Origin of the sequence: Enterococcus saigonensis (assembly GCF_011397115.1) — a bacterium.
GTDB lineage: Bacteria > Bacillota > Bacilli > Lactobacillales > Enterococcaceae > Enterococcus_C > Enterococcus_C saigonensis.
Genome location: NZ_AP022822.1, coordinates 1,345,500 through 1,360,698 on the forward strand (window position 1 = coordinate 1,345,500; position 15,199 = coordinate 1,360,698).

Sequence of the window (15,199 nt, forward strand, 5' to 3'; positions counted from 1 at the left end):
ATTTTTTATAAGATTAAGCTAACTCGACTTTTCCTGTATAAAGTTGATAGTACATGCCTTTTTCAGTAATTAAATCTTCATGGGTACCACGTTCAATAATTCTACCATGATCCAACACCATGATTACATCAGCATTTTGAATGGTAGATAGTCGATGTGCGATGACAAAGACGGTTCGCCCTTGCATCAACTTGTCCATTCCCGATTGAACGATACTTTCTGTTCTTGTATCTATACTTGATGTTGCTTCATCCAAAATCATGACTGGTGGATCTGCAATTGCAGCCCGAGCAATTGCAAGTAACTGCCGCTGGCCTTGTGATAATCCTTCACCGTCGCCGGTAATCACCGTATCGTATTTGTCAGGTAAATGATTGATAAAACTATCAGCATTAGCTAATTTAGCTGCGGCTAAGACATCTGCATCACTAGCATCTAGTTTACCAAAACGAATGTTTTCTCGAATTGTTCCGGTGAATAAATGGGTATCTTGTAATACAATACCTAAAGAACGGCGCAAAGAATCTTTTTTGATTTTTTTAATATTGATTCCATCATAACGTATTTTACCATCTTGGATATCGTAAAATCGATTAATTAAATTTGTAATAGTTGTTTTACCAGCACCAGTGGCACCAACAAAAGCAACTTTTTCACCAGGTTTGGCATAAAGGTTAATATCGTGGAGGACAATATTGTTATCTACGTAACCAAAATCAACATCTTCAAAAACAACATCGCCTGTCAATTCTGTGTAGGTGATACTACCGTCACTATGAGGATGTTTCCAAGCCCACAAGCCTGTTCTTTCTGCTGTCTCTATTAGTTTACCATCAACTTTTTTAGCATTTACTAAGGTAACATAACCATCATCTTGTTCCGGCTTTTCATCAAGTAAATTAAAAATACGACCCGCACCAGCTAAAGCCATAATTACAAAATTGATTTGTTGTGAAATTTGGCTAATCGGCCCATTTAAAGAGCGACTCAACTGTAAAAAAGAAGCGATCATGCCGACGGTTAACCCGGAAATTCCATTAATGGCAAATAGCCCTCCGATGATAGCAACTAGAACATATTGGACGTTTAATAAATTCATCATGATTGGCATTAATGTATTAGCATTAATATTTGCTTTGGTAGCACTTTCTTGTAATTGATCATTTAATTCATCAAATTCTTCCATGACTTTTTTTTCATGGTTAAAAATTTTGACCACTTTTTGACCGTGCATCATTTCCTCAATATAACCATTCACTTGCCCTAAATCTTTTTGCTGAGCGCCAAAGAAGCGACCACTTTTTTTAGAGATAAAGCGAATAACATTTAACATCAAAAAGACTGAAATTAGAACAAAACCCGTTAAAGGTAAACTAATCGTAAACATTGCGATGAAGACTGAAATAAAAGTAACAAATGCCATCATTAAATTGGGGATACTTTGAGAGATCATTTGGCGTAATGTATCTGTATCATTTGTAAAATGACTCATAATGTCGCCATCAGAATTTGCATCAAAATAACGAATAGGTAAACTTTCTAAATGAGTAAACATTTGATCACGGATTTTCTTTTGGGTTCCTTCACTGATTTTTACCATCATAAAGTTATATGTTAAAGAGGCAATGACTCCGATTAAATAAATAAGAGCCATTTGCAAAATTGCTTGAAGTAGTCCGCTAAAATTCGGATGAGACTGACCAATGAGAGGCGTGATATATTGATCAATGACCACTTGTAAGAATAAAGAACCTTTAACATTTGCATAAGCGCTAAGTAAAATCATACCTAAAACAAAAACTAATTGAATTTTGTACTGGCTAAACATTAAAGTTAACAACCGCTTCAGATTAGATCCGGTTGAACGTTTCACTGCCGCTTTACTCATTTCCACTTTCACCAAATCCTTTCTGTTGTGATTGATAAACTTCTTGGTAAATTTGATTATTTGCTAATAATTCTTCATGGGTGCCAACCCCGTTAATTTTTCCATCGTCTAAAACCACGATGCGATCAGCATCTTGAATTGAGCTGATTCTTTGAGAAATAATTAGTGTGGTCATTCCAGGTATAGCCGTCGCAAGGCCTTCTCTGATAGCGCGATCAGTTTTTGTATCCACAGCACTCGTTGAATCATCTAAAATTAAAATTTTTGGCTTTTTGAGCAGGGCACGAGCAATAGTCAATCGTTGTTTTTGACCACCAGAAACATTGTTTCCTCCTTGAGAAATCTTTGTGTCATATTTATCAGGAAATTCATTAATAAAAGAGTCAGCTTGCGCAATCTTACAAGCAGCGACTAATTCTTCATCTGTGGCAAATTCATTTCCCCAACGTAAGTTGTCTTTAATTGTACCCGTGAATAAGACGTTGTTTTGTAAAACCATACTTACTTGATCACGTAAAGTAGCAAGATCATACTTTCTTACATCCACACCGGCAACTTTAACCGATCCATACGTAACATCATAAAGACGTGGTATTAATTGAACTAGAGTCGATTTAGAACTACCGGTTCCACCGATGATACCTACGACTTCTCCTGACTTGATTGAAAGATTAACATGTTCTAAAGCCAACTTGTTCATGTCATTAGCATAGCTAAAGCAAACATCATCAAAAGTAATTGCGCCATTTGCTACTTCAAATAACGGTGCTTCTTCATTTTTCAAATCACTTTCTTCAGACAAAACTTCGGTAATTCGTTCTGCAGAGGAGCGTGCAATTAATATTTGAACAAAAGCCATCGACATCATCATTAAGCTCATTAAAATTTGCATAGTGTAATTGAACATACTAACAAGTTCGCCTGTAGTTAAGCTTCCTTTATCTACAATTAACTCTGCGCCAAACCATGAAAGTAAAAGCATGCACGTATAAACAGAGACTTGCAACAATGGGTTATTGAACGCGACAATTCGCTGGGCCTTGGTAAAATTCTTGTAAACGTCAGTAGAAACCTCATCGAAGGCTTTTTCTTGTTGTTCTTCGCGTACGTAAGATTTCACCACGCGAATCCCTTGTAAGTTTTCTTGAACGACGTTATTAAGTTTGTCATAAATACGGAAAACTTTCATAAATAAGGGATGAGCAAAATGAATCACAATAGCCAAGCCAATTGCTAAAAATGGCAATACAACTAAATAGATAAGCATCAATTGTGGATTAATGAGGCTAACCATAATCAGTGAAAAAATCAAAATTAGCGGACTGCGGACAAGAATACGAATAATCATTTGATATGCATTTTGGACGTTTGTCACATCGGTCGTTAGGCGTGTAATCAAACTAGATGTTGAAAAACGATCAATATTCGAAAATGAAAAATCTTGAATCCGACTAAATAAATTATGACGCAAATTCCGCGCAAATCCGGCTGAAGCGATTGCTGCGGTTCGTCCGCCTAACGCACCAAAAACTAATGCAATTAATGCGCATAAAAATAATACAGCGCCCAATTTAATAATGACACTACTATTGCTTCTTTCAACTCCTTGATCTATCATCATTGCCATAATTAATGGCATAATGACGTCAAGAGCGACTTCTCCGGCAACAAACAAAGGTGTTAATAGACTATCTTTTTTATACTGACCAACGTTGGCCAATAATTTTCTTATCATACCCTCCGTCCTTTCTTTGATTCAAGTTATAAAACGACAAAAAATAGACACTAATCGCAAGAACGATTAGTGAGTCTACTATTACTTTAACGGATAAAAACAGCTCTTTCAAACAATAAATTTCTCATTTTTCTCATAAAAGGAATTATTTCAACATGAAATTTCATTGGAAAGAAATCCGTGTTTACATAATAATTTTATGGTTACAAATATCGTGAAATTAATTGAATTAAATCTTCTGGGAAAGTTTGTAAGTCACTAATATCTAAGAAACGTTCACTACCATAAATTTTCTTGACGGCTTCTTTATCATCTCCGATTGCGGCAGCTAAATAAATAATGCCCTGACGTTCAAATTCGGTCATTACAGCTTGTATATCTACTTTGGCTTTTGCACCAGTGTAATCAGGCAAAGCTTTGGGCTGTCCATCAGAAATATTGATCAATAATTTTGTAGTAGCATCTTCTGCTGCAAGTTTTTGACTCAATAGGCGTAAAGAAACACCATCACGGTTATTTTGTCGTGGTTTCATGGTCACAAGTCTGGCTCCAAGATAAGAATAATCCTCACTAAACTCTTTATAGGAATATAGTGAAGTTTTTTCGCGCTGCGATAAGTCTGCTGTATCACCATAAATCATTAAGGGAATATTAACTTTTTCAGCAAAACTCGCTACGGCTAAAGCAGCTAATCGCGCACTTGCTATGCGTTCATCTTTTAACATCGAGCCTGATTCATCAATTCTTAGCGCCACAGCAAGTGACGGTTCTTCATGAGGGGAATTTTTTTTATCGAAGGTACGATAATCGCCATAGGCCACCCGGCTGGCATCAAAACGAGTCCCGCTATATTTTGACTTACCAAATATTTCGCTTTGTTCATTTTCCAAAATATCTGTAATTTTCTTTGTTAATCGCGTGACTATCGGCATTACACGTTGTGTTAAAATCTGGGCATTGGTGATATCCTCTTTTGTAAATTGAGGTCTGTGGATGATTAATCCTTCTTTTTCATGGATAGTACCCTTCATAGCAATTCGAGCAGCTTTATTCAAATCCTTGCGCAGTTCTTTTTCTGATTTCTCATATGCCGCAATGTCAACATTTTGCTCTTCTGAAATCCCCTCTAAATTTTCTTTACCGGACTCACTCAGGCCATCATGTGCGTTGTGCTCTTCGGCTACTTGCGGTTGATCTTTTGTAATTTTTTCCTTTGGTGAATTTTTTTGATGCTCTTCTTTATTTTTTTTAGTATCCTTTTCTAAGTCTGCCTCATCTGGCTCATTAGTCACTAAAACAGACTCACTTGGTGCTTCTTCAGCAATATTACGTTTATCCGCTTCTTCAGCAGAAATTTTACTGCCCTTTATTTCATTCAACGTTTGATTAGCATCTGGTAGAAGTATTTGTCTTAATGATACAAGAAGCTTACTATCATTTAATCCTTGTTCAAGTAGTGCAATTTCACTAGGATCGGTTGTTATTTTATAAATAACCTTTGGATAAAGTGTCTGGAAAATATCTTGTCCTTGTTTCAGTGTATTTACCCAATAAAAATAAGAACGCATTCCCGCTACACCTTTAATAGTATTAACTTTTGCTAATTCATCTAGTAAGCGGATGATTTCTGCCATTTTGGTAAGTAGGACTAAATTAGTAACGCTAGTTTTGGCTACTGCCCGTTGTACCATAACAGAAATTTCTGGTAAGTCCATACGTTCTGCATGCTGCATCCGGTCACGTAAAGACTCATTTAGCGGACGATTTCCTTGGTAATTACGATTTGTCGTAATTACAATTACACAGTCTGAGTGACGCCTTATTATACCAGTAGGTAGATTTAGCATTCCATTTGGTTCTAAAGCGGAATTCAAAGCGACTAAGACAGAAGCATCACGTATGACGGTAGGTTCTTGAATTTCCAATAAATAACCTTTTTCAACAGCGCGTACAATTTCAGAAGGATAAAATTTATAATGGATAGCTTCTTGTTCATGCGCGTCAATACGTTCCACAAGTTCTGCTAATCGCAATTTAGCTGCTCCTAAATCGATACTATAGTGTTGCGCAATTAACTCTAAAACTGCGTTCAAACTATCGGTTTGATAAATTGCTTCGAGCAATTCCCCATCTGTTTGATCATCTGTTGCCACTACAGGGAGCAGAGCTCCGAAAACATCAGATTTATCCATGTCAGCAAAACAAGTGACTTTTGTATAAGGTAATTGTAAATCATAAGATAAAGCCTTAGCTAGTTGTGTTTTACCAGAACCAGCATCACCTTCTAATAAGATATTCATAATCTTCATTTCAATATCGTTCCAGTTATTTTTAATCTCTGAAGCAATACGTAATTCAATTTCACTCGTTTGATGAGTTTTTGGTTTTTGCCAAATCATTTGTTTTTCTAAGCGACTAAAAACACGGCCATTTGTAACTTCATACGGCATAGACATAATTTCACCTACTTTGTTTTAATATCCAGCTTCCTCTAATAAACGTTTTAAAATCCGAAATCGTTCTCCTAAAATTTCACCGTCTTTTTGCCATGTATCATGAAAAAGCTTGATATCTTCATCAATCATGGGATTATTGGTATCTACCTCAACAGTCATGCGGTTTCCTTGGACACCAATGATATCGACAATTGGGTTTTCTGGATCATAGAATTTTGGATAGCGATAGGCATCCTGAAAATAGATACTTGCTTGTGCCACTAAAATTGCCAAATCTAAAATACGATTAATTGGCAGTTCTTCAGATTGACGTGACCACTTCTCGCCAGTGTGTCGCCAAACTTTACCAGAAATATCCACTTTTCCGCGATCATTCCATTGAGCTAGGCCTAATGAAAGTCCCTTTGCATCCGATTCAAAAGCTTGTTTACCATCGGCGTTATCGTAATTTTCTACCACTAAAACAGGTTTGTGTTTTAAATTTGTTGGAATTTCCATTCTAACCACTCCTTTTAACCTCTTATAATTTTGCAGTTTTTCATTTAGTAATTTACTAAAATACTACTTTACTAAAGTATAAAAAAGGATGGATAAATTGCCAATTATTTTGACTTATTTAGCTTTCTTCAAATAGAAATCTCCTCTAAGACTAAAGAGTGGGATAGCTAAACGTCGGACAAAAAGTGCGCTGTTTTCTATTAGGCTAGATTCACTTTAAGTTTTATCAACTACGTATTTTAAAAAGAGACCGACACAAAAATTTAAGTGATTTTTGTGTCGGTCTCTTTAATTAACATAAAAAATTCTTTATACAGCTGAGATTGCAATCCCAATTGCCTTCTCGCCTAAATGCGTTCCGATAACTGGCCCAAAATAACCAATTTCAATGTCTGCATTTGGGTATTTTTCTGCCAATTTTTGTTTTTCTTCTTTAGCAACAGTCAAGTTATTTGCATGAATAACGTATAACTTAACGGGACGATTAATCTCTTGATCACGCTGCCCAATTACTTCTTCAGCCCGATTAAAAGCTTTTTTACTAGAACGTATTTTTTCAAACAACTCGATTTTACCGTCATTAAACGTTAAAATTGGTTTTATTTTTAATAAGCCTCCAATTAAGGCAGCCCCATTTGTTAAACGTCCACCACGTACTAGATTATTCAAGTCGTCGACAATTAGATAGGCATAAGTATTATCGCGAATGATGTCTAAATGGCTAATAATTTCAGTCAATGTTTTTCCAGCATCTTTTAGTTGCAGAGCACTTTCTACCATATGTCCCATTGGCATACTGGTAATTTTGGAGTCATAAGGAATGACTTTAGCACCTTTAATTTCATCTTTAATGGTATTCAAAGTTGCGACGAATCCGGAAATACCTCCAGATAAATGAATGCTTAAAATAGTATCGTACCCTTTTGCGACTAAATTTTCATAAAGTTCAATTACTTCTCCCAGTGCAGGTTGTGAAGTTGTAGGGAACTCTTTACTGCTATTTAACATGGTATAATACTCATCGGCTTGAATATCAATCCCTTCGTTGTAGATCTGGCCGTCAATAATAACAGGTACCGGAATAATATATAAATCGGGATGATTTTGGATGGTTTCAGGTAGAAATGCAGAACTATCTGTTACTACTGCTAATTTCATTTATAATCCTCGTTTCAAGAAAATTTCACTACTTCTACAAATATAGCATAAACTACGTTGCAGGAAAATAGTTTATACCAGATTCTCTTTAAAAGAAAGTGAATAGCAAAAAAGGATTAGCTTATTTCGTCCAATCCTTTTTTGTTAATGAAACTAAAAAACTATTTTGCTAAAAAATTATTTATTGCTGTTTTATTAGCTGCTTTATCTATAACTAAAACACTACCAGCTTCAGCGGTAGTACCATATTCCCATGTATCCTTAGCCGGTACAGTTAAGCGGTCGATTCCACCTGCTCCTTTTAAAATTCTAAAACTGTTTTTAACAAGAAAACTGGTTTTAAGATCTGTTCCTGTATAGCCTAAGACTTTACCAGCAGCATAAGGCAGTTTAGCAATCGCTAATGGACTTTTCATTTGACTAAAAATGGCATTCATCACTTGTTGCTGACGTCTTACCCGACCGAAATCACCTTCTTCATCCATCCGAAAACGCGCATATTGTAAGAGGTGCAAACCATCCATATCTTGTTGTCCTTTTTTGATTGGTACCTCTAAATTTGTGCTCATATCTTTTTCGGCATTAATAGCTACGCCTCCTGGAAATAGTGTATCAATGACCTTTTCAAATGATTTAAAATCAACTACAGCGTAATATTTACACTCTAATCCAAAATTTTGTGATAAAGTTTGTCGAACCAAATCAGCTCCGCCATAAGCATAAGAGGCATTAATCTTATTTTGTCCAACTCCTGGTATATCAACTAATGTATCTCGCATAAATGAAATCAACTTCGGCTTTTTACTTGGTCCATCTAACTGTAATACCATAATCGTATCTGCTCGCGCAGTCTCTCCTTTGCGGCTGTCACTTCCAAGGAGCAAAATATTGTTAGCGCCATCAGCTGCGGTGAAGCCGTTAAAGGTTTCAGCTTCTTGTTTTGAAATCTCTCTATCAGAAGAAGCTGCCATTTTTCCCATCGCAAAGGCAACGCCACTATAAATAAGTAGAAAAAGTAAGAGACCAATGATAAAACGAATAACTGGATGTTTTTTCTTTGGTTTTTTTGTTTTTTGTGATTTTACTTGGTGTATTGTTTTTGTATTTTTAGGTTCAGCGGAATTACCGTATTCTTTGTTATTACGACCATTATGATTAGTCTGACTATTATTTCGTTTTGTAATATCAAAGCGCGGCAGTGATTTTTTATTTCTTTTTTTATAAGGGGATTCAGTCGCGGCTCTATCTTCTTGATAGTCATCTATTTTATGATGAGCAGACTTTCCGGTTTCATCATTGTTTATAATTTGCTTACGCGCAAATAAGCTCTCCTTTTTACTAGTTTCTTCGTGTATTTTTTTATAGCGATCCATGCGGCTCATGTTGCTTACCTCCAAAAGTAAATCGTTTCTCCACAAGTTTACTCTAATTGTACGACAAAAAAAGATGCTATGAAAAAACTTAAGCATTTCATAGCATTTCTTGCAATTATGTTAGGTGGTAACACTCGTAATAGGATAAACACCCAAACGAGCAATTTGTCCTCCTAAGAGTTGTATTTCTTCAAGCGCATTTTCAATTAATTGTTGCGGACAATTTAATCGAAGATCCACTACAAAAAAATATTCACCAAGACTGGTTTTAAGCGGACGAGATTCAATTTTACTCAAGTCAATTTGACGCCATCCAAATGCTGCAAGCATTTGATGCAAGGCACCGGCATGATTAGATGGCAAAGTTAAAATTAGTGACATTTTTTCTGGCTTTCCAAAAGAGAAAGTTTGATGGTTGCCAACAACCCAAAAACGCGTTTGATTAAAATCGTTGTCTTGAATCTGGTGACTGATAATTTTTAAGTTATAAACAGTTGCCGCTTCACAAGAGGCAATTGCCGCAATTTCTTCCTCGCCATTATTTGCAACATAATCACAAGCTGCTGTTGTAGAGGCGGTTGGGACTAACTCTGCGTTTGGGTAATTAGTAGCCAAAAAAATCTGTGATTGAGCTAAAGCTTGCGGATGAGAATAGATTTTTTTAAAATTGCTTTCGTTTACCGCTAACAACTGTTGTTTAATCGGTAAAATAATTTCTGCAACGACTTGTAATTGGGTATTTTGAGACAAAGTATCAATTGTAGCATGAACGGATCCTTCTAAAGAATTTTCAATCGGAACAACTGAAAATTCTACTTCGTCATTAAGCACCGCTTGTAGACAAGCTGGAATTGAAGCATAGGCAACCAAGTCTGCTGCTGCGAATTGTTTTTTTGCAGCTTGGTGAGAAAAAGAACTTTCCGGTCCCAAATAACCAATCTTCATACCTTACTCAACCTTTCTATGATTTCTTCCACAATGTCTTTTGGATGGCGGTTTGTAGTTTCGATGCTAAGGGCGGCACTCTCTTCATAATAATTGAGCCGTTCCTTTAGTAAGGAGACAATCTCTGCCTCACTTTTTTCTGTTGCTAGTGGACGGATATTTTTGGTATCATTTTTGATTCGGGCAACTAATATTTTAGGTTCAGCTTTTAAATAAACGACGTTAGGATGTGCTTTTAAAAGACTACGATTTATTGTATTCACTACAACGCCTCCACCAGTCGCAATTATTGCTTCAGTTGTAAGATTATTTTTTAAAACACTTGATTCCACTTGCCGAAAAGCTTCTTCACCAAACTGAGCAAAATAGTCATTAATTGGCATTCTGATTTTATCAGTAATCAAATCATCCAAATCGATCAGTGGTCGTCCTAACGCTTCAGCTAGTAGGCTACCGATAGTTGACTTGCCTGCCCCCATAAAACCAATCAATAAAATACTACTCATTGCTTTCACCTACTACAATTTTTTTGACATCATCAAAGAATTCAGGATAAGAAATATCAATTGCTTCAGGACGATCTAATTTTGTTTTTCCTGTTGCAATTAAAGCTGCGATTTGCAGCATCATGCCAATGCGGTGATCACCACGACTTGATACGTGCGCACCTTTTAATGAAGTTGGACCGTTAATTATTAACCCATCATCAGTTGGCAGAATATCTGCTCCCATTTTTTGTAATTCTTCTGCAGTAGCGTCAATTCTATTAGTTTCTTTCACTTTTAGCTCTTGCGCATCTTTAATAATTGTTTGTCCTTGTGCTTGTGTCGCAAGCAATGCGATAATGGGTAACTCATCAATTAGACGAGGAATAATTTTTCCTGCAATAATCGTTCCAGTCAACTCTGAAGATTTTATCATTAAATCAGCTGCTTGATTTTTCTCATCGTAGTTTTCAATTTTCAAATTCGCACCCATTTGGTTTAAAACATCAATGATACCCGTTCGAGTTGGATTCATCCCAACGTTTTTTAGTATTAACTGACTATTTGGAACAATCGCACCTGCAACTAAGAAAAAAGCAGCTGAAGAAATATCTCCGGGAATGGTTATATTTTGTCCTGTAAAAGTCTGGGGGCCACTTACTGTAATTTCTTTTCCCTTTGAAATGATTTTTCCGCCAAATTGACGAATCATTTCTTCGGTATGGTTACGAGAAACTTCTTTTTCGACAATAATTGAAGTTCCCCTAGCTTGAAGTGCTGCAAAAATAATAGCCGATTTGACTTGGGCACTAGCAACAGGCATGTGATAAGAAATTGGTTGTAAATGATTTGTCCCCATAACTTTAATTGGTGGAAACTCACTAGCATTATCTCCTGTAAGTGATGCGCCCATCTGACATAATGGGGCCATAACTCTTTGCATTGGTCGTTTGTTTAAAGATTCGTCACCAAACAACGTGGTGGTAAAATTCTGTCCCGCCAAAATTCCCATCATTAAACGAATCGTAGTACCAGAATTTCCAATATCAATGGCTTTATCACAAGCCTTTAAACCATTAAATCCCACTCCTGTAACCGTAATTGTCTTACCATCATCGCTAATGGGGACGCCCAATTTTTTAAAAGCATTTAATGTACTCAAGCAATCTTGTGCCCGCAAAAAATTTTTAATTGTGGTTTGGCCCATTGCTAAAGCGCCAAACATAATACTACGATGAGAAATTGACTTATCGGCTGGAACAGTGATACTTCCTTGTAAACCTTTTTGTGCATGTAATAATTCCATAATGACCTCCTTTTATTTTTTATTTAATTCTAGCGGGATATGGTGTATTTTGTAAAACACACACCTGTGCTCGAGTTAAGTCGCGCTCGTTGCGGAAACTAATTTGTAAAATTCCATGAATATCTTCTCTTGTTTCCTGAATTTTCAGATTTATTAAGTTAATTTGATGATGACCTAATAGGCCCGTTACCTCAGCAATTACACCAGGCTCATCCGGAATATCAATAAACAAATCGTAAAAAGCTGGGATAGCCCCATTTTTATGGACCGGCAAACGATCTCTGTTATCTTTAGCTTGATTAAAAAAAGTAAAAATCGCATTTTCATCGTCAGCTGTAAGCCAATTTTGGACTTTGTTAATCTCTGTTTGCCACTCGTTTAACTGTTGTAAAATAGCCTGCTTATTGCTTAATAATATTTCGGTCCACATGACTGGATCAGAAGAAGCAATCCGAGTGATATCACGAAATCCTCCGGCTGCTAATTGTTTAGCACGAGGGTGTTTTTGGTTAAAACTGTCACCTTGTGTAACCAATCCTGCAGCAATAATGTGAGGTAAATGGCTAAGCATAGCAGTGATTTGATCATGTTCATCTGGAGTTAGTTCAACAAATTTCGCTCGTGTTCCAGCTAGTAGTTGTTCCAATAACAAAATGATACTTTTCTTTGCGTATTGATTTGTAAAAATATAGTAGGCATTTTCAAATAAATTACTATCTGCAGCAGTTATGCCAGACTTGTGGGAACCAGCCATTGGGTGTCCACCGATAAAAGTAAATGGTAAATGAGAGGCCATTTGCATAATTCTACTTTTAGTGCTAGCGACGTCTGTTACAATGACATCTTCTTTTAAATTTAAAGAGGATAATTTTTCTAAATAATCCATTGTCTTAAAAACCGGAACCGCCAAAATAATGATGTCAGCAGTTTGAGCACTTTCAGAAAAATCTGTAGCAATATGTGAAACGATCCTCTTTTTCAAAGCAATTTTGCAAGTTTTTTCATGTAGATCAAAACCCGTAATGCTGACTTTGGGATGTTCTTTTTTTATCGCTAAAGCAAGAGAGGCGCCAATTAACCCCAATCCTACGATGAGCACCTTTTGTTTCATCTCAAAAGACCTCCTAAAAGTTTTTAACATACTGGCGATATTGTGCCAGAGAAGTTTTTAACTCTTCAAAAGAATCACTTGAAAATTTAGCTAAAATTTCATTTGCTAAAACAGTAGCAACAACATTTTCACAAACAACGCTTGCCGCTGGCACAGCAGTACTGTCAGAACGTTCTACACTTGCTTTATAAGGTTCTTTTGTTTGGATATCAACACTCATTAGCGGTTTATACAAAGTTGGAATTGGTTTCATCACGCCTTTAATAATAATTGTCTCACCATTTGTCATTCCGCCTTCAAATCCACCCAGATGATTGGTTTTGCGGCGGTAACCAGTTTCTTTTGACCAAATAATTTCATCCATTACTTTAGAACCAGGTACATTTGCGGCTTCAAAACCAACGCCAAATTCTACACCTTTAAAAGCATTAATTCCCACAATAGCTTGGGCCAGTTTGGCATCTAACTTGGTATCCCATTGAACGTAACTTCCTAGACCAGCGGGAATATTTCCTACTAAAATTTCCACAACACCGCCGATTGTATCGCCATTTTTTTTCGTCTGATCAATTAATTGTTTCATTTTTTCTTCCACTGTCGGATCAATTACGCGAACTTCGGAATTTTCAGAACGCTCTTTTACTTCTGCAATACTAATTTCTGCCGGAATGGATGCTTTAATGCCTCCTAAAACCGTGACGTGTCCAGCTATCTCAATCTCAAGTTCTTTTAATAATTTTTTTGCTACCGCACCAACAGCAACTCGCATAGTGGTTTCTCTTGCCGAAGAGCGCTCTAAGACATTCCGTAAATCTTTGTGGTGATACTTCATCCCTCCAACTAAATCGGCATGACCTGGACGCGGTCGTGTAACTTGGCGAAGCTTTTGCTCTTTGGCATCTACTTCTTCAGTAGCCATAACGGTTTGCCAATTTTTCCAATCACGATTTTCCACAACTAAAGTAACTGGCGAACCTAATGTTTTACCATGGCGTACACCAGAAGTAATACGTACCTGGTCTTTTTCGATTTTCATACGTCCTCCGCGACCATAGCCACCTTGACGTCGCGCTAACTCTAAATTGATATCTGCTGCTAGTAATGGCATACCAGCGGGTAAACCATCAATAATGGCAGTTAATTCCGGTCCGTGAGACTCTCCTGCTGTTAAATAACGCATCATAACGCCTCCTTTAAGTAATCTTTCATTTCAATTAAGGGTATTTCAACAATTTTTGCTTTCCCAATTTGTTCTAGCAAAATTATTTTTAAGGTAGTACCACGAGCTTTTTTATCATGTGTAATCGCGCTATAAAGTGCCGTTTCATCCCAATTTGGTAAATTTGTAGGCAAATGAAACTTTTCAATCATTAATTGCAACTGTTTTGTGCTACCCAGTGGCGATAATCCTTTTGCCTCTGCGATATGGTTGATTTTTATCATGCCTAAAGCAACACCTTCTCCGTGACTGACCACGCCATATCCCGCCGTGTTTTCAATTGCATGTCCAATCGTATGACCAAAATTTAAAATGAGGCGCATTCCGTTATCAAATTCATCTTCTTGTACCACATGACGCTTTATTTCAAGGGCAGCTGTAATGATTTCCTCTGCCTGCTTTAATAAATCTGCTTCATCTTTTAAGTCGGTCAATTTGTTCCATAAAACTAAATCTGCAATTGCTGCCGATTTAATAATTTCTGCAATTCCTTCGCGCACGCGTCGTATTTCTAATGTTTTTAAAACATCAGGGTCGATTAAGACTCCCGATGGTTGATTAAAAGTTCCGACTAAATTTTTTGCTTTTTGTGTATTAACTCCTGTTTTACCACCAATACTAGAATCTACTTGAGCCAATAAAGTTGTAGGAATTTGCAAAAAATGAATCCCACGCATAAACGTCGAAGCAACAAAACCAGCTAAATCACCAACCACACCCCCACCTAAAGCAACAATACCATCACTACGGGTGAAACCAGCTTCTGCTAAAAAGTCATATAATCGCGCTGCTTGCTTTAAAGATTTACTCGTTTCACCAGCAGGAACTACAGCTAGATGTGGTGCAAAACCAGCTGCTGTTAATTGCTTCATCACAATTTCACTATACAAAGGGGCAACATTACTATCGGTAATGACAGCGATTTTTTGCGGCATCCATAAAGAACTGACCCATGTCCCTAATTGTTCTAATGCACCACGTTTTATTATTATTTCATAGGAATGTTCCTTTAAATTAACGCGCAT

Annotated in this window: 12 protein-coding genes; all 12 read right to left on the bottom strand. The window is 36.7% G+C overall.

The window, feature by feature from the left end; all coding sequences use genetic code 11:
• Positions 1-13: 13 nt before the first annotated feature.
• The 12 genes from EsVE80_RS06360 to aroB all read right to left on the bottom strand — a co-directional run bounded on the left by EsVE80_RS06360 (position 14) and on the right by aroB (position 15,199).
• Entirely contained in the window at positions 14-1,888 is a 1,875-nt protein-coding gene (locus tag EsVE80_RS06360) for an ABC transporter ATP-binding protein (protein WP_173104140.1), read from the bottom strand.
• A complete protein-coding gene (locus EsVE80_RS06365) occupies positions 1,881-3,623 on the bottom strand; it encodes an ABC transporter ATP-binding protein (protein ID WP_173102962.1) in 1,743 nt (580 codons plus the stop codon). Before EsVE80_RS06365 ends, EsVE80_RS06360 begins: the two co-directional genes overlap by 8 nt.
• A 203-nt stretch (positions 3,624-3,826) precedes the next feature.
• Positions 3,827-6,079 carry an AAA family ATPase gene (locus EsVE80_RS06370; protein ID WP_173102963.1) on the bottom strand — a complete coding sequence of 751 codons (2,253 nt, stop codon included), beginning with the start codon at positions 6,077-6,079 and terminating at the stop codon, positions 3,827-3,829.
• Positions 6,080-6,097: 18 nt separating this feature from the next.
• Complete coding sequence (locus tag EsVE80_RS06375; protein ID WP_173102964.1) at positions 6,098-6,577, bottom strand: DUF6530 family protein; 480 nt, start codon at positions 6,575-6,577, stop codon at positions 6,098-6,100.
• A gap of 309 nt (positions 6,578-6,886) precedes the next feature.
• Entirely contained in the window at positions 6,887-7,735 is an 849-nt protein-coding gene (locus tag EsVE80_RS06380; RefSeq protein WP_173102965.1) for a DegV family protein, read from the bottom strand.
• A 161-nt stretch (positions 7,736-7,896) separates the two neighbouring features.
• Positions 7,897-9,117: an LCP family protein gene (locus tag EsVE80_RS06385; protein ID WP_173102966.1), complete on the bottom strand. Its 1,221-nt coding sequence runs from the start codon at positions 9,115-9,117 to the stop codon at positions 7,897-7,899.
• Between the two features lie 111 nt (positions 9,118-9,228).
• On the bottom strand, positions 9,229-10,053 hold the full coding sequence (gene pheA, locus EsVE80_RS06390) for a prephenate dehydratase (protein ID WP_173102967.1): 825 nt from the start codon (positions 10,051-10,053) through the stop codon (positions 9,229-9,231).
• Positions 10,050-10,559: a shikimate kinase gene (locus EsVE80_RS06395; protein WP_173102968.1), complete on the bottom strand. Its 510-nt coding sequence runs from the start codon at positions 10,557-10,559 to the stop codon at positions 10,050-10,052. Before EsVE80_RS06395 ends, pheA begins: the two co-directional genes overlap by 4 nt.
• Entirely contained in the window at positions 10,552-11,844 is a 1,293-nt protein-coding gene (gene aroA / locus EsVE80_RS06400; protein ID WP_173102969.1) for a 3-phosphoshikimate 1-carboxyvinyltransferase, read from the bottom strand. The genes EsVE80_RS06395 and aroA overlap by 8 nt, the downstream gene beginning before the upstream one ends.
• Positions 11,845-11,863: 19 nt before the next feature.
• A complete protein-coding gene (locus EsVE80_RS06405) occupies positions 11,864-12,955 on the bottom strand; it encodes a prephenate dehydrogenase (protein WP_173102970.1) in 1,092 nt (363 codons plus the stop codon).
• A 13-nt stretch (positions 12,956-12,968) separates the two neighbouring features.
• Positions 12,969-14,135: a chorismate synthase gene (aroC, locus tag EsVE80_RS06410; protein ID WP_173104141.1), complete on the bottom strand. Its 1,167-nt coding sequence runs from the start codon at positions 14,133-14,135 to the stop codon at positions 12,969-12,971.
• On the bottom strand, positions 14,135-15,199 hold the full coding sequence (gene aroB / locus EsVE80_RS06415; RefSeq protein WP_173102971.1) for a 3-dehydroquinate synthase: 1,065 nt from the start codon (positions 15,197-15,199) through the stop codon (positions 14,135-14,137). The genes aroC and aroB overlap by 1 nt, the downstream gene beginning before the upstream one ends.